Annotated in this window: 13 protein-coding genes; 9 read left to right on the top strand and 4 right to left on the bottom strand. The window is 71.4% G+C overall.

Features of this window, described 5'->3' with window-relative positions:
* The first annotated feature begins 15 nt into the window (after positions 1-15).
* Both ACIB24_RS11110 and ACIB24_RS11105 read left to right on the top strand, forming a co-directional pair.
* Positions 16-630 carry a DUF6230 family protein gene (locus ACIB24_RS11110; RefSeq protein ID WP_398279625.1) on the top strand — a complete coding sequence of 205 codons (615 nt, stop codon included), beginning with the start codon at positions 16-18 and terminating at the stop codon, positions 628-630.
* Positions 631-798: 168 nt separating this feature from the next.
* Positions 799-2415 carry a DUF6114 domain-containing protein gene (locus ACIB24_RS11105; RefSeq protein ID WP_398279623.1) on the top strand — a complete coding sequence of 539 codons (1617 nt, stop codon included), beginning with the start codon at positions 799-801 and terminating at the stop codon, positions 2413-2415.
* A gap of 72 nt (positions 2416-2487) precedes the next feature.
* Here ACIB24_RS11105 and ACIB24_RS11100 read toward each other — a convergent pair whose 3' ends face one another.
* Positions 2488-2889: an ATP-binding protein gene (locus ACIB24_RS11100; RefSeq protein ID WP_398279620.1), complete on the bottom strand. Its 402-nt coding sequence runs from the start codon at positions 2887-2889 to the stop codon at positions 2488-2490.
* Between the two features lie 205 nt (positions 2890-3094).
* Here ACIB24_RS11100 and ACIB24_RS11095 point away from each other — a divergent pair, with 205 nt between their 5' ends.
* Positions 3095-5200 (top strand): ATP-dependent DNA helicase, encoded by a 2106-nt coding sequence (locus ACIB24_RS11095; RefSeq protein WP_398279617.1) that lies wholly within the window; start codon positions 3095-3097, stop codon positions 5198-5200.
* Here the strand turns inward: ACIB24_RS11095 and ACIB24_RS11090 are convergent.
* Together ACIB24_RS11090 and ACIB24_RS11085 are read right to left on the bottom strand one after the other, a co-directional pair.
* The gene (locus tag ACIB24_RS11090; RefSeq protein ID WP_398279614.1) at positions 5197-5436 is read right to left on the bottom strand and encodes an acyl carrier protein; all 240 of its coding nucleotides are present in this window, start codon (positions 5434-5436) and stop codon (positions 5197-5199) included. The two genes, ACIB24_RS11095 and ACIB24_RS11090, sit on opposite strands and share 4 nt — an antisense overlap.
* Positions 5437-5577: 141 nt before the next feature.
* On the bottom strand, positions 5578-5955 hold the full coding sequence (locus ACIB24_RS11085; RefSeq protein ID WP_398279612.1) for a LysM peptidoglycan-binding domain-containing protein: 378 nt from the start codon (positions 5953-5955) through the stop codon (positions 5578-5580).
* 191 nt (positions 5956-6146) lie between these two features.
* Here ACIB24_RS11085 and lexA point away from each other — a divergent pair, with 191 nt between their 5' ends.
* From lexA to ACIB24_RS11055, 6 genes are all read left to right on the top strand, one after another.
* Positions 6147-6893, top strand: a complete 747-nt coding sequence (lexA, locus tag ACIB24_RS11080; RefSeq protein ID WP_398279609.1) for a transcriptional repressor LexA — start codon at positions 6147-6149, stop codon at positions 6891-6893.
* A 400-nt stretch (positions 6894-7293) separates the two neighbouring features.
* Positions 7294-7767 carry a transcriptional regulator NrdR gene (gene nrdR, locus ACIB24_RS11075; RefSeq protein ID WP_398279606.1) on the top strand — a complete coding sequence of 158 codons (474 nt, stop codon included), beginning with the start codon at positions 7294-7296 and terminating at the stop codon, positions 7765-7767.
* Between the two features lie 92 nt (positions 7768-7859).
* Complete coding sequence (locus ACIB24_RS11070) at positions 7860-10805, top strand: vitamin B12-dependent ribonucleotide reductase (RefSeq protein ID WP_398279603.1); 2946 nt, start codon at positions 7860-7862, stop codon at positions 10803-10805.
* A gap of 126 nt (positions 10806-10931) precedes the next feature.
* Positions 10932-12416, top strand: coding sequence for a DUF3375 domain-containing protein (locus tag ACIB24_RS11065; protein WP_398279600.1), 1485 nt, complete (start codon positions 10932-10934; stop codon positions 12414-12416).
* Entirely contained in the window at positions 12413-13123 is a 711-nt protein-coding gene (locus ACIB24_RS11060; RefSeq protein WP_398279597.1) for a DUF4194 domain-containing protein, read from the top strand. The genes ACIB24_RS11065 and ACIB24_RS11060 overlap by 4 nt, the downstream gene beginning before the upstream one ends.
* Positions 13120-16614, top strand: a complete 3495-nt coding sequence (locus ACIB24_RS11055) for an ATP-binding protein (protein WP_398279594.1) — start codon at positions 13120-13122, stop codon at positions 16612-16614. Before ACIB24_RS11060 ends, ACIB24_RS11055 begins: the two co-directional genes overlap by 4 nt.
* Positions 16615-16765: 151 nt before the next feature.
* On the opposite strand, the gene ACIB24_RS11050 is transcribed toward ACIB24_RS11055, so the two are convergent.
* Positions 16766-17839 (bottom strand): 5'-3' exonuclease, encoded by a 1074-nt coding sequence (locus ACIB24_RS11050; protein WP_398280409.1) that lies wholly within the window; start codon positions 17837-17839, stop codon positions 16766-16768.
* Positions 17840-17960: the final 121 nt, after the last annotated feature.

The following is a 17960-nucleotide window of genomic DNA, read 5'->3' as shown; positions in this document are numbered from 1 at the left end:
ATATGGAGGTCAACGGTGACTGTTGAGAAGAGTGCTGGGCGCCGGAAGACCGCGACCCACTGGAAGCGGTTCGGGCTCATCGCGGTCCCCGCTTTCGTCGTTTCCGGGGCGATGCTCGCCGCCACCGGCACCGGGGCGGTCGCCGCTTCGTTCGCCATCGCCGGCACGAACTTCAAGATCCACGCCAACAAGCTGCACGGCGAGGGCATGACGCAGTACGGCACGGTCGACAAGACCGTCGACGGCAAGAGCCAGGCCGTGGCCGTCAACGCCTTCAAGAAGGTCGAGCTGTACAGCCTCTGCCAGTCGATGGTGATCCCGACCCCGGTCAAGGACATCACCATCAAGCTGACCGCGGGCTCGGACACGGACCCGGTCGAGGCCACCAACATGGTCACCGACCTCGACCTGCTGCAGGGTGACGTGGTCTTCAACAACCCGCGCATCGGCATCGACGCCTCGACGTCGGACCGCGGCCCGGTCTCCGGCGACAAGGGCGCCTTCTCCCTCGACGCCACCTCGGTCGACATCAACGACGTCGACATCCAGGCGTGGGCCACCACGGCCGGCACCTTCAAGCTCAAGGGCCTGAAGATGACCGCCGCCTTCGGCAAGGACGAGTGCTTCTAGTACCTCCTGGGTTCTGAGCCCAGCGGTGTGGCCCGGCTCCTGAGGTCTTCAGGAGCCGGGTGCACCGGCCGAAGCAACTCAAGCTGGAGTGCAACGGAATGCCCAACGACCTGCGCAGCACCGACGCTGCGAAGATCGACGCCGTAGGGAGAGCGGAGGCGAGCTGGAATGGCCAGCCGTAAGGAGGCCTTCGCCGCTTGGCGTCGCGAACGGCCCTTCTGGGGCGCGACCCTCGCCATCGCCGCCGGCCTGGAGATCTACTCGGTCGCCATGGCCCCGATGCACGTGGTGGTCATGCAGGGCCTGCCCGGCCTGCTGACGATCTTCATCGCGCTCGTCGCGGTGATCATGGGCGCCATCACGCTCGCCCAGCCCCCGCAGCGCGTGATCACCGGTTGGGTGATCCTCGTCCTCGGACCGCTGAGCATCCTGGCCACGAACCTCGGGGGTTTCGTGATCGGGATGATCCTGCTGGTCGTGGGCGGGTCGCTCGTGCTGTCGTGGGAGCCCCTCGGGGCCGAGGTCCGTGAATTCGACGACCCGGTCCCCGCGGAGGACGTCTCACCGGTCGCTGCGGCCGGTTACGAGACCGAGACGACCGTGGCCGACCCGTACGAGTCGAACGAGGCGAACGAGTCGAACGAGGACTACTCCTACGACGACTCGTACCAGGGCTCGCACCGGTCCTCCACGTGGGCCGACGAGACCGAGGCGGACGCGGAGCCGGCGCCCGTCGCCGAGCCGGTGAGCCGTTCGGCGTTCGATGACTACTCGTACTCGTCGGGCACGTCGAGCTCCTCCTACTCGGCGGAGCCGGCCGCCCCGGCGGCGGCGCCCAGCGCCGCGGACGAATCCGACGAATCGGAGCGTCCGATGCGCAACCCGTGGCGTTCCCGCATCCCGACCCCCGAGTCGTCCGAGCTGGAGCCGCCCAAGGCCCAGGTCCGGTCGACCCTGCTGGTCCCGCTGGTCATCGCCGCGATCGCCGTGTCCGGCATCGTCGCGGCGCCGGCCCAGGCGGCCGGCAACGCCCAGGCGGGCCTGTTCGACTGGCTGATCCCCCCGGCTCAGCCGGCGCCGTCCGCCTCGGCCAGCCCGTCGCCCTCGGCGACGCCCTCCGCCTCGGCCAGCGCCGGGACGGGCGGCACCAAGATCGGTGGCATCACGATCCCCGGTCTGGGCGGCAACAAGGCCGACGGCAAGTCGACGGACGGCGACGTGGCGGCGGCGGCGAACTGCCCGGACACCGTCACGAGCGCCACCCAGCCCGGGGCGGCGGCCGACAAGGCGGCCTCCGAGCTGAAGGCGTGCACCGCCGCGCAGAAGGCCGCCGGTGACACGGCGGTGAAGAAGGCGGCCGCCCCCGACTTCGTGGTCGCGAACAGCAGCTCCAAGCTCAACGCGAAGCGCCTCACCCTGAACGGCTTCGCCTACCAGGGCACCACGACGGTCACGAAGGCCAACGGCGACACCGTCAAGGTGTTGAAGATGCACGCTTCGAAGCTGGTCGTGAGCGGCATGGAGCAGTCCTACGAGTTCGACGGGCACACGGTTCTGATCACGGACCCCAAGGACGACGTCACCATCTACAACGTCGACCTGTACGTGAAGAAGATGTCGGGCAGCCTCTTCGGGCTGATCCCGACGACGTTCACCCCGGACCTGCCGAACGTCCAGCTGCCGGCCCTGCCGCTCCAGGTCTTCATCACGAACGGCGTCGCCGACGTGGCGCTCGTGAAGGCCGAGAAGATCACGCTGCCGAGCCTGGTGTCGACGGTCGATTGACCCCCGCAGTCCCATCGCAGAACCCGGTCGACCCCTGGTCGGCCGGGTTCTGCGCTGTCCGGAAGCCTTGTCTCACAGGGCGTGCGGGTCGGCGCGCGGCACGTCGAGCGTGACGGTGATCGTGGCGCCGCCGGTAGGGCGCGCCTCGACCGAGACGCCTCGGGCCAGCTGCGCGACGAGGTAGAGCCCGCGTCCGCCGGTGGCCAGCGGATCCTGCGGCAGCACCCACGGCAGGTCCTCGGTCCCCGGCCCGTGGTCGACCACCTCGAGCTGTGGGTACCGGCCGTCCCAGCTCAGGCAGACCCGGGCCGGGCCGCTCGTGTGGACGACGACGTTGGAGAGCAGCTCGCCGACCACGAGCTCGGCCGAGTCGAGGTCGCTGCCGGGGACCGCGGCGTCCCGCAGGGCCTGGGTGATCAGGTGCCGGATCGTGCGCGCGGACCCGGCGTCCCCCGGGCCCAGCGACCACTCCACGCTCACTCCTCGGCCGGCGGAACCGACCGGCCCGTCGTCGCGGTTCTGTTGCCTCGCGCCACCCATGCGCCGCCCCTGAAACCTCGACTGTGGCGCGCCGCCTGGTGATCGGAACGCTCTGTACGAACGGTGCCAGGTCGGCGCGTCCGACACGGGCGGACCGTGGGCATTCAGCAGTTCAGTGGAGGCAGGTTAGGGTTCTTTGGTGCCCGGAGATCACGAGCCGAAGGATGCCGCGCTCGGGCGGGCGGACGTCCCGGTCCTGTTGTCGGCGGCGGTGGCCTCGATCGGCGGCTCGCCGCGTCCGGGTCAGCTCGCGATGGCCGAGTCGGTCGCCAAGGCCGTCGATGCGCACGAGCACCTCCTGGTCCAGGCCGGCACGGGCACCGGCAAGTCACTGGGGTACCTGGTGCCCGCGGCCGCGCACGCCGTCGAGTCCGGCGGGCCCGTGGTCGTGGCGACCGCGACCTTGACCCTGCAGGCGCAGATCGTCGAGCGTGACCTGCCGCGGCTGGCCGACGCACTCGAACCCGCCCTCGGCCGGCGGCTGACCTGGCAGCTGGTGAAGGGGCGCAGCAACTACCTGTGCCGGCACAAGCTGGAGGGCGGCTTCCCGCAGGACGCGCTGTTCGACGTCCCCGACGCAGGCGATGCCACGGAGGCGGCCGACCACCCGGACCCGGCGCCCGCCGCCGTGACCGGACAGTGGATCGGTGCGGGCCCGTCGCGACTGGGCCGGGAGGTGGTGCGGCTGCGGGAGTGGGCCGAGACCACGACCACGGGCGACCGCGACGAGCTGGTGCCCGGCGTCTCGGAGCGGGCCTGGCGGCAGGTCTCGGTGACCGCGCACGAGTGTCTCGGCGCGACCCGCTGCCCGCAGGCCCTGCAGTGCCACGTCGAGATCGCCCGGGAACGGGCCCGCGACGTCGACGTCATCGTCACCAACCATGCGTTCGTCGCGATCGACGCCTTCGGGGGCGGGCACATCCTGCCCGAGCACGACGTCCTGGTCGTCGACGAGGCCCACGAGCTGCCCGACCGGGTCACGTCGGTGATCACCGACGAGCTGACCGCCTCGGGCGTGGAGGCCGCGGCCCGGGCGGCGCGCCGGGCCGGGCTGGCCGACACCGACTCCCTCACGCTGGCCGGCGAGACGTTCGGCGACGTGCTGGCGTCCCTGCCGGCGGGGCGGCTGGAGCAGGGCCTGCCGGAGGGGCTGCAGGCGGCCGTCGTGGCGTTGCGGGATGCCGCCCGGGCCCTGATGTCGCTGCTCGGCCAGGGCGAGAAGGACAAGGCCAAGGACTCGACCGACGGAACCGCCGACGGGGCAAGGCAACTCGCGCGCGCCGCGGTCGGTGAGGTGTTCGACGTGACCGAGCGGCTGGCCGGGGGAGCGGGGGGCCCGGGCAGCTTCGACGTGGTCTGGGTGTCGCGGTCGCGGCGCCCGTCGGGCCCGGGGGACGGCGGGGAGCGGATCGGGTTGCACGTGGCGCCCCTGTCGGTCGCCGGGTTGCTGCGGGAGCGGATCTTCTCGGACCGGTCGGTGGTGCTGACCTCGGCGACACTCTCGCTCGGGGGCTCGTTCGACTCCATGGCCGGTTCGCTGGGCCTGGCCGGTGACGAGTCGCCACCGTGGTCCGGACTCGACGTGGGCAGCCCGTTCGACTACCCGCGCCAGGCGATCCTCTACGTGGCCAAGACGCTGCCACCGCCGGGCCGCGACGGGTTGCCCGCGGCCGTGCTCGACGAGCTCGAGACCCTGATCCGGGCTGCCGGCGGGCGCACCCTCGGCCTGTTCTCCTCGCGACGGGCCGCGGAGGAGGCGGCCGACGCGTTGCGCGACCGGCTCGACGTGCCGATCCTGTGCCAGGGCGACGACACCACCGCGACGTTGGTCCGGACCTTCGCCGCGGAGCCGGAGACCTGCCTGTTCGGGACGCTGTCGTTGTGGCAGGGCGTCGACGTGCCGGGCGCCTCGTGCCAGCTGGTGGTGGTCGACCGGATCCCGTTCCCGCGGCCCGACGACCCGTTGCAGTCGGCCCGGGCCCGCGCCGTCAGCGAGGCGGGTGGCAACGGCTTCATGGCCGTCTCGGCCGTGCACGCGGCGCTCCGGCTGGCCCAGGGGGTGGGGCGCCTGGTGCGTTCGGACGACGACCGCGGGGTGGTGGCGGTGCTCGACCCGCGCCTGGCGACGGCCCGCTACGGCGGTTTCCTGCGCTCCTCGTTGCCGCCGTTCTGGTCGACGACGGACCGGGAGGTCGTGCTCGGAGCGTTGCGCAGGCTCGACGAGCGGGCCAAGGGTTCGAGCTAGGAGAGTGACACGCGGACCGCGGTGGTCAGGTCGGCGTAGGTGTGCAGCCCGTCGAGGAAGTCGTCGGGGAAGCGGACGTCGAGCGCGCGGCCCATCTCGGCCAGCAGCGCGACGGCCTGCTCGTCATCGATCATGCATTCGTACAGGTCGAGGTCGGCGGTCACGTCGTCGGGCGGGACCTGCAGCTGTCTGGCGACGACCGCGCGGACCATCAGATCCATCGTCGGATCACTCACGTGCCAATCCCTTCGGGGACTGAAGTACAGCCCTCCAGGGACTGCTGGACACCGGGACCATACCCGCAGGCTGCGCCCTGGCGGCGGAGAAGGACGCCCGGATCAGCCGTTGACCCGACGAATCGGGTCGAACTCCCCGGCTCAGGCCTGTGCGGGCACGGCGAGCCTCTGACCGACCTGGACGGCGGCCGTGGGCAGCGCGTTCAGCTCGATCAGCGCGTTCACGGTGTCGCGGCGGTCGACCCCCGGTGCCACCTCACCGGCGATCTGCCAGAGCGTCTCGCCCGGCAGCACCACGTGATAGCCGACCGGGACCTGGTGCACGTCGCTACCCGCCTGCGCGGTGCCGCTGAGCAGCAGGGCCCCCAGCACGACCGCGAGCAGCAGCCCGGTGGCCACGAGGAACCCGACGAGGCGCCGGCCACGGGCGGTCAGCCGCAGCGTGGAGGACCTCAGGGCCGGCGCCGGGACGACTGTGCCGACGGTGCCGACGGTACGGGGTGCGACGAGGGTGCTCACGGCGGCCTCCTGCTGGCTCGATCTTCGAACAACTGTCCGTCGAACGGGCGTTCGATCGAACAGGTGTATGTCTATCAGGCGGCACCGACAGAATCGAGACACGTTCGAACACGTGTTTGATTGTGTCGCGTCCGGCCCCTACGGTGATCGCGAAGACAGAGGTTGTCCGCCGGCTCACCAGGGAGGTCGTCATGACAGGTCGTGACCCGCAGGAGGAGGCCGGTGCCCAGGTGCACACGCTGCCCGACGGCCCACCCGGGGGCGACGGGCTGACGGCCCGCCAGCGGCGCGTCCTGGAGACCATCCGGTCGGCGGTCGAGCGGCGCGGCTACCCGCCGAGCATGCGGGAGATCGGCGAGGCGGTCGGCCTGACCAGCCCCAGCAGCGTCGCGCACCAGCTCACGGCCCTGGAGCGCAAGGGCTACCTGCGGCGCGACCCGAACCGGCCGCGGGCCATCGAGGTCATCCTGCCCGGCGAGTCCGGTCGCGTGGAGGTCCAGGTCGGCGAGGGCGCCGGCCTCGGGGTGGGCCTGGGTGAGGGGGCGGCCGGCGACGATCGCCCGGCACCGGCGTACGTCCCGGTCGTGGGGCGCATCGCGGCCGGTGGCCCGATCCTGGCCGAGCAGGCCGTCGACGAGGTGTTCCCGCTGCCCCGCCAGCTGGTCGGCGAGGGTGAGTTGTTCCTGCTGAAGGTGGTCGGCGACTCGATGATCGAGGCGGCGATCTGCGACGGCGACTGGGTGGCCGTGCGCCGGCAGCCCGTGGCCGAGCAGGGCGAGGTGGTCGCGGCCATGATCGACGGTGAGGCGACCGTGAAGACTTTCAAGCGGCGCGACGGTCACATCTGGCTGCTGCCGGCTAACCAGGCCTACCAGCCGATCCCCGGTGATGACGCCACGATCCTCGGCCGCGTCGTCGCCGTCATGCGCCGGGTCTGAGCGCGCGTCAGGTCCCACGCGAAGGTTCGCCGAGCGCCCGGTGCCCCGTCCGCGGGGGCCGGGCGTTCGTCGTCCCGCCCGTCCAGGGGGCGAACGGATGAGCCCCGAACTCATCACGGCGGGTAGAGTTTTGGTTGCGCAAAGTCACGAAGCCGTCGTGACCAGCGGCGGTCCCGCAGGCCGGCCCGGATTCCTCGCGACTTCCGAGCGACGCGGGCGTGGCAGGGTTGCGCCTCCTGGGGTTGAGGCTTAACGTCTACCCCCAGATGTTGTAGTTACACCGATGTGTTTCACCCAGATGTAGTCGCTCTTCCGCCTCGTACGTGGAAGGGGTCGGGGCGCCCGGGTGTTCTACGGAGTGCGACTGCGATACAGGTCGGGATCGCTGAGGAGGGTCGAGATGAACTGCCCGTTCTGCCGTCACGGTGACTCCCGGGTCGTCGATTCCCGCAGCACCGACGACGGCACCGCCATCCGGCGGCGCCGCCAGTGCCCGGAGTGCGGCCGCCGGTTCAGCACGGTCGAGACGGCCAGCCTCACCGTCGTGAAGCGTTCCGGGGCGAGCGAGCCGTTCAGTCGCTCGAAGATCATCACGGGCGTCCGCAAGGCCTGCCAGGGCCGCCCGGTGAGCGAGGACGACCTGGCCCACCTCGCCCAGCGCGTGGAGGAGACCATCCGCAGCACCGGGTGCGCCGAGATCGACGCGCACGAGGTGGGGCTGACCATCCTGGCTCCGCTGCGGGAGCTCGACGAGGTGGCGTACCTGCGGTTCGCCAGCGTCTACCAGGCGTTCGACAACCTCGAGGACTTCGAGTCGGCGATCACGCTGCTGCGGGCCGAACGCGAGCCCACGGGTGTGGAGCCACCCACATGAACCACCGCCGGCGGCGGGGCTGGGGAAGGTTTCGTCGCCGGCGGTCACCAAGCAACTCATACGTCCACTCGCACGATAAGGGGAATTCCAGCATGACGGAGACGGCTTCCGGCCGACCCGCGCATGACGCGCGACAGGGTTCCGAGCACGGCGACGCACCCCGGGTCCAGACCACCGGCCTGACCATCGACCGCGTGTACACCACCGAGGGGGTCCACCCCTACGACGAGGTGACGTGGGAGCGGCGGGACGTCGTCCAGACCAACTGGAAGTCCGGCGAGACGATCTTCGAGCAGAAGAACGTCGAGTTCCCGGAGTTCTGGTCGGTCAACGCCTCGACGATCGTCACCACCAAGTACTTCCGGGGGGCGGTCGGTACCGACGCGCGAGAGTGGAGCCTCCGTCAGCTGATCGACCGGGTCGTCCTGACCTACGTGAAGGCCGGCCGCGAGAACGGCTACTTCGCCTCGCCGGCCGACGCCGAGGTCTTCGAGCACGAGCTGACCTGGATGCTGCTGCACCAGGTGTTCAGCTTCAACTCCCCGGTCTGGTTCAACGTGGGAACCGCCTCCCCGCAGCAGGTCTCGGCGTGCTTCATCCTGTCGGTCGACGACTCGATGGACTCGATCCTGAACTGGTACAAGGAGGAGGGCTTCATCTTCAAGGGCGGCTCCGGGGCCGGCCTGAACCTCTCCCGCATCCGTTCCTCGAAGGAGCTGCTGGCCAGCGGCGGCACCGCATCCGGGCCGGTCTCCTTCATGCGCGGGGCCGACGCCTCCGCGGGGACGATCAAGTCCGGTGGCGCCACCCGGCGGGCGGCCAAGATGGTCGTGCTCGACGTGGACCACCCGGACATCGAGGAGTTCATCGAGACGAAGGCGCGCGAGGAGGACAAGATCCGCGCGCTGCGCGACGCCGGGTTCGACATGGACCTGGGCGGCCGCGACATCGTCTCGGTGCAGTACCAGAACGCGAACAACTCGGTCCGCGTGAACGACGAGTTCATGCGCGCGGTCGAGAACGGTGAGCAGTTCGGCCTGCGCGCCCGCACCACCGGTGAGGTCATCGAGACCGTCGACGCCAAGGCCCTCTTCGACAAGATGGCCCTGGCCGCGTGGGAGTGCGCCGACCCGGGCATCCAGTACGACGGCACGATCAACGACTGGCACACCACGCCGGAGTCGGGTCGCATCACCGCGAGCAACCCGTGCTCTGAGTACATGTCGCTGGACAACTCGTCCTGCAACCTGGCCAGCCTGAACCTGCTGAAGTTCCTCAAGGACGACGGCAGCTTCGACTCCGCGACGTTCGTCAAAGCCGTCGAGATCGTCATCACCGCGATGGACATCTCGATCACCTTCGCCGACTTCCCGACCGAGTCGATCACCGAGACCACGCGGGCGTTCCGCCAGCTCGGCATCGGGTACGCGAACCTCGGCGCGCTGCTGATGGCCTCGGGCCTCGGCTACGACTCCGAGGGCGGTCGGGCGCTGTCCGCGGCCATCACGTCCCTGATGACCGGTACCGCCTACCGCCGCTCGGCCGAGCTGGCCGGCGTCGTGGGCCCGTACGACGGCTACGCGCTGAACGAGACCGCGCACCGCCGGGTGATGCGCAAGCACGCGGCCGCCAACGACGCGATCCGCACGATGCACCCGATGGACGCCGACGTGCAGCGTGAGGCGACCAGGCAGTGGGAGACCGCGCTCGAGATCGGCAACGTGAACGGTTGGCGCAACGCGCAGGCCTCGCTGCTGGCCCCGACGGGCACCATCGGCTTCATGATGGACTGCGACACGACGGGTATCGAGCCCGACTTCTCGCTGGTCAAGTTCAAGAAGCTGGTCGGCGGCGGCTCGATGCAGATCGTCAACCAGACGATTCCGCGGGCGCTGCGCAAGCTCGGCTACGCCGAGGAGACCGTCGAGGCGATCGTCGAATACATCGCCGAGAAGGGCCACGTCGTGGACGCGCCCGGTCTCAAGCCGGAGCACTACGAGGTCTTCGACTGCGCGATGGGCGAGCGGGCCATCAAGCCGATGGGCCACGTCCGGATGATGGCGGCCACCCAGCCGTTCCTGTCCGGCGCGATCTCGAAGACGGTCAACCTGCCGGAGACGGCGACCGTCGAGGAGATCGGTGACGTCTACTTCCAGGGCTGGAAGCTCGGTCTGAAGGCGCTGGCCGTCTACCGGGACAACTGCAAGGTCGGCCAGCCGCTGTCCGACGGCAAGAAGGAGGACAAGGCCGAGCCGGTCGCGACCGAGAAGGTCGTCGAGACGAAGATCGAGTACCGGCCGCGGCGCACCAAGCTGCCCCGTTCGCACGCCTCGACCACGACGTCCTTCACGGTCGCCGGGGCCAAGGGCTACATGACCGCCGGGATGTACCCGAACGGTGAGCTGGGCGAGGTGTTCCTAAAGCTCGGCAAGCAGGGTTCGACCCTGGCCGGCGTGATGGACGCCTTCTCGATCGCGGTCTCGGTGGGCCTGCAGTACGGCGTGCCGCTGGAGACCTACGTCCAGAAGTTCACGAACCTGCGGTTCGAGCCGGCCGGTCTGACCGACGACCCGGACGTGCGGATGAGCGCTTCGATCATGGACTACATCTTCCGGCGCCTGGCGCTGGACCACCTGTCCTTCGAGGAGCGTTCCGCGCTGACCATCTACACGGCCGAGGAGCGGGCCCGTGAGGTGCAGACCGGCTCGTACCTGCCGCTCGAGGACGACGAGAGCGACCCGGAGACGCTGGCCCAGTCGGCGCCGTCGGGCGTGAAGCAGGCCGAGACCCGCGCGGTCGAGGCCAAGGCCAGCGAGGCTCCGACCGAGGCCGCGGCCGAGGTCGCGGACAAGACCGGTTCCGGGGCCGCCGCGGTCAAGGCCGTCCCGGTGCAGGTGCACTCCTCGGCCGAGCTGATGGAGAAGCTGCAGGGCCGCACCAACGACGCGCCGATGTGCTTCACGTGCGGCACGAAGATGCGCCCGGCCGGCAGCTGCTACGTCTGCGAGGGCTGCGGCAGCACCTCCGGCTGCAGCTGAGGTCAGCTCGCCAGCTCGGGCCAGCTAGGACGACGAACCGCCCCGGCGCCACGCAGGTGCCGGGGCGGTTCCACGTCCGGCGGGTCCGTTACGTCCCGATTCCCCAACGTCAGGTGGCCTCTGCCCATGAGTCAGATCGTCGGTGAGATCGCCCGCGTCAGCGGAGCTTTCGACCAGCCGACGCTGCGCCTGCTGCACCGTGCCGACGCCCGCGTCGTCATCGCCGTCTTCCGATCGGCGTTCCCCCGCGACGTCCGCTCGGTCCCGGCGGCCCAGCTGCACGGCATGGTCGAGACCTACACGGCGGAACTGCGTTCCGCGCAGGTGCCGAGCGTGCCCGACGGCACCGGCCGGGAGCTGTGCCTGCGCTGGATGCACGGGCAGTGGCTGGTGCGCAGCATCGAGGACGACGGCACCGAGGTGTACACGCTCACCAGCCACGCGCGCGACGCGTTGGAGCTGGTCGCCGGGCTGATGCGGGAACGCGCCCACCTGTCCGAGCACCGGGTGGCCACCATCGTCAGCGCCGCCCGCCGGTTCAACACCGAGGTCAACCCGGACCGCTGGGCCCGGCTGGAGATCCTGGACAAGGAGATCGCCCGGCTCCAGGCCGACAAGGACCGGCTGCTGGCCGGCGAGGAGGTCGCCGAGGTCTCCGACGACTACATGCTCGAGGGGTACGGCGAGCTGTTGGCCCTCGTCGCCGGCCTACCGGGCGACTTCGCCCGGGTGGAGGAGGCTTTCACGTCGTTGCGCGGTCAGATCCTGGCCTCCTTCCGGCAGGAGGAACGCCCCGCCGGCGCGGTGGTCGACGACTACCTGCGCCGGGTCGAGAACCTGACCAAGGCGACCGCCGAGGGCCGGGCCTTCGAGGGGGCGTTCACGCTGCTGCGGGACGACGAGCTGCTGGTCCAGATGACGGAGGACCTGCAAGCCCTGCTCACGCACCCGAAGGCGCAGGAGATCCTCGGCAGCGACGACCGCCGCGAGCTGCGGGGCACGGTCAGCCTGATCCGCCGCGGGATGGAGAGCGTGCTCAACCAGCGCACGCGGGTCACCCGGGCGCTGCGCGAGTACATCACCACCCACAACGTGGCCCGCGACCGTGAGCTCGACGCGACCCTGCGCCAGCTGGACGCCGAGCTGCAGGACTGGCTCGGCCGCTCCGGTCCGCGCGCGCACGTCGAACTCGCCCTGATCCCGGGGCAGATCGAGCTGGACCACCTCCGCGAACGGTTCCACAACCCGGCGGAGGAGAGGCCCGCCCCCGGGTTGCGTGACGTCAGTGCCGAACGCCCCGAGGAGGTCTCGCTGCGCGAACTGCGGGAACTGGGCGGTCCGAACCTGGGCCGGCTGCGCCACGCCGTCCGCGAGGCCCTGGAGTCGGGCACGCCGGCCGCCTCGCTGGGCGAACTGTTCGCCGGCCTCGACGACTCGTTGCGCCGTCCGGTCGAGATCCTCGGCCTGCTGCACGTGGCCGCCAACACCCCGGGCCTGCCGCCGCCGGGGGAGGGGCGGGAGAGCTACGTGACCGTGCGCCCCGACGGCACCCGGCGCGAGTTCCTCGTGCCCGTCGTCCCCCTGCCCGCCCGGAAGGATCAGAAGGCATGAGCATCACCGACGATGTCGCGGAGCTCGAGGGCGAGCTCGCCGAACTCGACGCCGACGAACGCGAGAGCAGCTCCAGCGTGGCCCTTTTCGAGGGCGACGAGGGGCGTCTCGAGCTGGCCCAGCGGCGCACCCTGGTCGCGTTGCTGAAGCACCGGTTCATCACCGCCCGCACGCACCAGGCCGAGTGGCGCACGCTGCTGGGCAACCCGGGGCTGATCCGGTCCCGGTTGAACGACGTGTTCCTCGACCTGCACCTGGACACCGACCGCGAGGTCGCCTTCAAACGGCAGGCCGTGGCCGAGGGCGGCGGCCGGTTCCCGACGCTACTGTTCGACACCGCCTGGTCGCGCGAGGAGACGATCCTCATGGTCTACCTGCGCTCCCGCAGCCGGGCCGAGGAGGCCACCGGGGTGTCCCGCGTCTACGTGGCCCGTGACGAGATGCTCGAGCACGTCGAGGCGATGCGGCCCGCGCACGCGACCGACCGCGCCGGTGACGCCAAGCGGGCGGCGCGGGCCGTGGAGGCGCTGAACAAGGCGGGGCTGCTGGTCGGCCAGCGCGACGCCGAGCGGTTCGAGATCAGCCCGGCGATCGACGTCGTCCTGCCCCTCGAACGCCTGCAGGAACTGCTGGCGTGGTTGAAGTCGGGGGTGGAAGCCCCCACCGACGAAGAGCTTCCGGAGCTCGAGGACGGGGAGGACGCATGAGCCAGGTCGACGAGGCCGCGGAGCTGACCCTGCTGCCCGAGTCCGCCGTCCGCTCGACCCGGGCCGGGGGGACCGGTGAGGGCCCGCTGTTCTACCTGGAGGGCGCTACCGAGGGCACCACGCAGTGGAAGGCCGAACTGCTCCAGGTGGTCAACTGGGGCGGGTTCGAGGGCGCCGTCAAGGTGCCGTTCAACCCGGGCTCGACCCTCGTGTCGGGGGCCTCCGGCAGTGGGAAGAGCACGCTGCTCGACGCCTACATCGCGCTCATGATGCCCTCCGACGTCGCGTTCAACGGCGCGTCCAACGACGCGGTGTCGGGCCGGGCCCGCAGCGCCGGCCAGCGAAACCTGTTGTCCTACCTGCGCGGTCAGACGGACGTCGTGCCCGACGCGAACGGGCGCGAGCGGCCGAAGCTGCTGCGCGGTGACGGCGAGGCCACGTGGGGCGCCATCGCGATGACCTTCGTCGACGACCACGGGATCCGGTTCACCGCGCTGCGGATCTACTACGTCCCGGCCCGGGCCACGGTCTACGGCGACGTGGTCTCCCGGTTCGTCACCGTCGAGGGGCCGCTCGACCTGGCCGAGCTGGCCCCGCTGCGCGACGTGCAGTTCCAGCCCAAGGCGCTGAAGGCGGCGTTCGACGGCCTCGTCACGCACGACAACTACGGGTCGTTCGCCACCCGGCTGCACACCCGGCTCGGCATCGGCGCCAACGGCGACGGCAGCAAGGCGCTGCGGCTGCTGGCCCGCATCCAGGCCGGTCAGCAGATCCGCACGGTCGACGACCTGTACAAGGAGATGGTGCTGGAACGGCCCGGCACCTACGAGGCGGCCGACCGGGCCATCGAGCACTTCGACGACCTGGACACGGCCTACCGGGCGATGCTCGTCGAGCAGGAGAAGGCCGACGTCCTCCACCCGATCACCGCCAAGTACGAAACCCTCACCGCGGCCCGGGACCTGATCGAGCAGATCGACACCTTCGGGCTCGCGCGCCCGGAGGAGAGCCCGGTCACGCTGTGGAGCCGTTACCGCGAACGCGGCCTGCTGGAGACCGCGGTCGCCCGGACCCAGGCCGAGCGGCGGACGGTCGCCGGGGAGCTGACGACGGCCCTGACCGCCGAGCAGGAGCTGGACGTCGCACTCGCCCGGGCTCGGCGCGAGCACCAGGAGTCGGGCGGCGCGGAACTGGTCGGGCTCGGTGAGCAGATCGCGGCGGCCGGGGTGGAGCGGGAGACCCGCCGGGCGCGGCGCGCGCTGCTGGCCGAGGCGACCCGGGCCCTGCCCCTGCCCCTGGACGACGAGGCGGCGTTCGCGGCCGCGAAGTCCGAGGCGGTCACGTTCCTGGCCTCCGCCGACGAGCAGGCCCGTGACCTGCGCGACCGGCGCGAGGCCCTCGTCCGCGAGGAACACCCGCTGCTGTCCCGGCGCGGCGAGCTGCAGCGCGACCGCGACTCGCTCGACGGCCGGGCCAGTCGCATCCGCGGTCCCCTGCACCAGATGCGCCACCAGGTCGCCGAGGCCGCCGGGATGTCCGTCGACGAGCTGCCGTTCCTGGCCGAGCTGATCGACGTCCGCGCGGGTGAACAGCGCTGGCGGACGGCGATCGAGACCGTTCTCGGGGCCAGCGCCTGCACGCTGCTGGTGCCGAAGGACCGGCTCGCGGCCTTCAGCCGGGCCATCGACGGGGTCCGCCTGGGCGGCCGGCTCTCCTTCGAGGGGGTGCCGGTCGGGCTGTCGGAGACCGGGCCCGCCGACGCCGGAACCGTCGCCGGGAAGCTCGATTTCAAGGACTCGCCGTTCTCCGGCTGGGTCCGGCGGCACCTGGCCGAGGCGTCGCGCAACGCGCGGTGCGTGGAGACCGCGGCCGACCTGGACGGCGAGGGGTACCGGGTGACGGCCGCCGGGCAGACCCGGCGGGGCAGCCGGGGGACGCACGGCCGCTCCGGCGGCTCGGACGTGATCGGCTTCTCGAACGAGGCGGCGCTCGCGGAGATCGAGGCGGAGCTCGAGGGCATCGAGCGGCAGCTGGCCGACATCGACCGGCAGCGCCGCACCATCGACGACGAGGCGGCGGGCGTCGACTCGCGGCGCCGGGCCGGGGAGGCCGTGGCGGCGGTCAGCTGGGCGGAGATCGACGTGGCGGCCGCCGAGCGGCACGTCGCCGACCTGGAGCGCCAGCGGGCCGACATCCTGAGCGCCAGCGACGTGCTCCAGGCGCTGCAGCAGCGCATCGACCGGCTCGGCCAGGAGCTGGAGGCCGCGCGCGAGCAGCGGTTCGCACTCAAGCGCCGCGGCGACGACCTCGAGCGGCGGTGGGCCGAACTCGTGGAGCAGCAGGACGTCGTCAGCGCGGCGATCGAACGCTTGGAGGCCTCGCAGGCCGCGGCCCTCGACGACGGGCAGCGGGCGGCGCTCGACGAGTTCTTCGCCGAGGCCGTCGGGCCGGGCGACCCGGACGACCTCGCCGCGTTCCCCCAGAACCTGGCCCGGCTGAACGCCCGGCTGGCCGACAAGCTGCGCGCGGCCCGCGACGACGTGGCCGCCGCCGAGGCCGACCTGGTGGGCATCTTCGCCGCCTACAAGCGGCGTTTCGAGGACCCGAACCTCGGTACCGCGGTCGCCTCCTACCCCGACTACGCCTTCATCCTCGAGCAGATCGTGGCGACCGGCCTGAACCGGCAGAAGGACGCCTGGCGGCAGAAGCTCATGCAGTGGTCCGGTGAGGACCTGGTGCCGCTGGCGGGGGCGATGGAGTCGTGCGTCCAGGAGATCGAGGAGCGCCTGGAACCGATCAACGACATCCTGCGGAACCTGCCGTTCGGCGCGACCGCCGACCGGCTGCGGATCAGGTTGCGCCGCACCACGCCCGAAGCGGTGACCGACTTCCGGCGCTCGCTGCGGGAACTCGCTTCCGGCGCCACCCGCGACCTGGCCGACGAGCAGCTGGAGAAGCGGTTCGCTGCGCTGCAGGACTTCATGGTCCGGATCCGCCGCCGGCAGGACCCGCGCTCGCACCCCGAGCGCTCCGACCGGGACGGGCTGCTCGACGTCCGGCGGCACGTGTTCGTGACCGCCGAGCGGGTGGGCCCGGACGGCGAGGTGCTGAGCACCCACTCGTCGCTCGGCGACAAGAGCGGCGGCGAGAGCCAGGAGCTGATCGCCTTCATCGTCGGGGCCGCGCTGCGGTTCCGACTGGGTGACGAGCTGCGGGCCCGGCCACGGTTCGCGACCGTGGTCATCGACGAGGGGTTCATCAAGTCGGACTCGGAGTTCGCCGGGCGGGCCGTCGAGGCGTGGAAGGGGCTCGGCTTCCAACTGATCGTCGGCGCCCCGCCGGACAAGGTCTCGGCCCTGGAGCCGCACATGGACGACCTGCTCCTCGTCACCAAGAACACCCGCAAGAACTACTCGTACGTCTCCGCGGTGAGCGACGCGCGGGACCTGGAACTGCGCCTGATGGCCGACGGCCTGCCCCTGCCGCAGTAGCACCGATCGGGCCCGGTTTTCGACACGGCTGTGTCGAAAACCGGGCCTGATCAGTCCTGTTCGGGCGCTCTACGCCCGGCCCGCCGGGGCCCGCCGACCAGACCCGCCGCCGCCCCCTGAGGGGCGCTGGTGGCAGCGTCGCCGGAGCTGATCAGAACAGGGACAGCTGCCCGGTGACGGGTTCGGCGGAGTGCCGCGGCCGGCGCGGCGCGGCCACCGAAGGCCCGCGTACGTCGATCACCGCCGGCTCCGCGCCGAGCGGCCCCGGTTCGGCGGGCGGGTAGAGCCCGGCGCCGTAGTGGTCGCCGGCGGGAGGTGTGCCGCCGACCAGCGCCCACAGCGACGGCCCGAGGTAGATCTCGCGGGTGGCCAGGGCCGTCTGCAGGGTCTTCTTGTCCATCGGCACGGCCATCGCGGCGAGCGGCGGGACGGGCACGTCGCGCCGCATCTCCATCAGCTTCTGGTTGCGGGCCACGTTCTCGCGGGACAACGGGTCGGCCAGGCGGCGCGTGGCGGCCACCCCGATGGCGGCGACCACCTCGGCCTCGCGCCCGGTGTCGATCGCCTCGTAGGCGGCGTCGACCGACGGGAACACCTCGAGGAGCTTGGTCGCCGTCTTCTGCCCGATGCCCATCGCGCCCTGCAGGTTGTCGGAGCTGTCGCCGCGCAGGGCGGCCAGGTCGCGGTACTGACCGGCCGCGACGCCGCACACCACGGGCAGCGTCTTCGGGGTCAGTACGGGGGAGCCGTCGATGCCGCCGTTGAGCACCCGCAGTACGGAGGTCGACTCGTCGATCAGGGCGAACGAGTCTCGGTCGGAGGTGACGACCGTCGTCCGCCAGCCCTCGGCCGCCGCGGACGCGGCCGCCGAGGCCAGCACGTCGTCCGCCTCCCAGCCCGTCGGGCACACGACGCTGAACCCCGCGGCCCGCAACACCTCCGGGGCGTCGGCGAGCTGTTCGACGAGGGGTTCGGGCTTGTCGGGGCGGTGGGCCTTGTACGCCGGGTACGACTCGCGCCGCCGCGACGTCTCCGGACAGTCGAAGCCGATCACCACGGCGTCCGGCGTCAGCCGCGCCGCGGCCCGCGCGAGGAACCCGACCAGCCCGCGCAGCGCCCAGACCGGGCGGCCCGTCGCATCGCGCTGCCCGTGCAGCCCGCCCGGCTCGGGCTCGGCGGAGTGCATGGCGTGATAGGCGCGATGGAGCAAACTGTTCCCATCCACCGCGAGCAGCAGAGGTGTGGGGGAGTCGGGCACCGGTCCAGAATGCCCCCAGGCACCGACAGATGCACGCACCGCCCCGCCGCCTCCGGACACTTGACTTATTGAAGTTTCAATAACAGGA

It is taken from the genome of Spongisporangium articulatum, from assembly GCF_044465595.1.
GTDB classification, from domain to species: domain Bacteria; phylum Actinomycetota; class Actinomycetes; order Actinomycetales; family Kineosporiaceae; genus Spongisporangium; species Spongisporangium articulatum.
Note: the sequence above shows the minus strand (reverse complement) of the source record. Positions and strands in the feature narration are given on the sequence as shown.

Bases quoted from the DNA above. Each gene is read 5' to 3' on its own strand.
- ACIB24_RS11105 (WP_398279623.1), top strand. From the start codon at position 799: ATGGCCAGCCGTAAGGAGGCCTTCGCCGCTTGGCGTCGCGAACGGCCC.
- lexA (WP_398279609.1), top strand. From the start codon at position 6,147: ATGACAGGTCGTGACCCGCAGGAGGAGGCCGGTGCCCAGGTGCACACG.
- nrdR (WP_398279606.1), top strand. From the start codon at position 7,294: ATGAACTGCCCGTTCTGCCGTCACGGTGACTCCCGGGTCGTCGATTCC.
- ACIB24_RS11070 (WP_398279603.1), top strand. From the start codon at position 7,860: ATGACGGAGACGGCTTCCGGCCGACCCGCGCATGACGCGCGACAGGGT.
- ACIB24_RS11065 (WP_398279600.1), top strand. From the start codon at position 10,932: ATGAGTCAGATCGTCGGTGAGATCGCCCGCGTCAGCGGAGCTTTCGAC.
- ACIB24_RS11060 (WP_398279597.1), top strand. From the start codon at position 12,413: ATGAGCATCACCGACGATGTCGCGGAGCTCGAGGGCGAGCTCGCCGAA.
- ACIB24_RS11055 (WP_398279594.1), top strand. From the start codon at position 13,120: ATGAGCCAGGTCGACGAGGCCGCGGAGCTGACCCTGCTGCCCGAGTCC.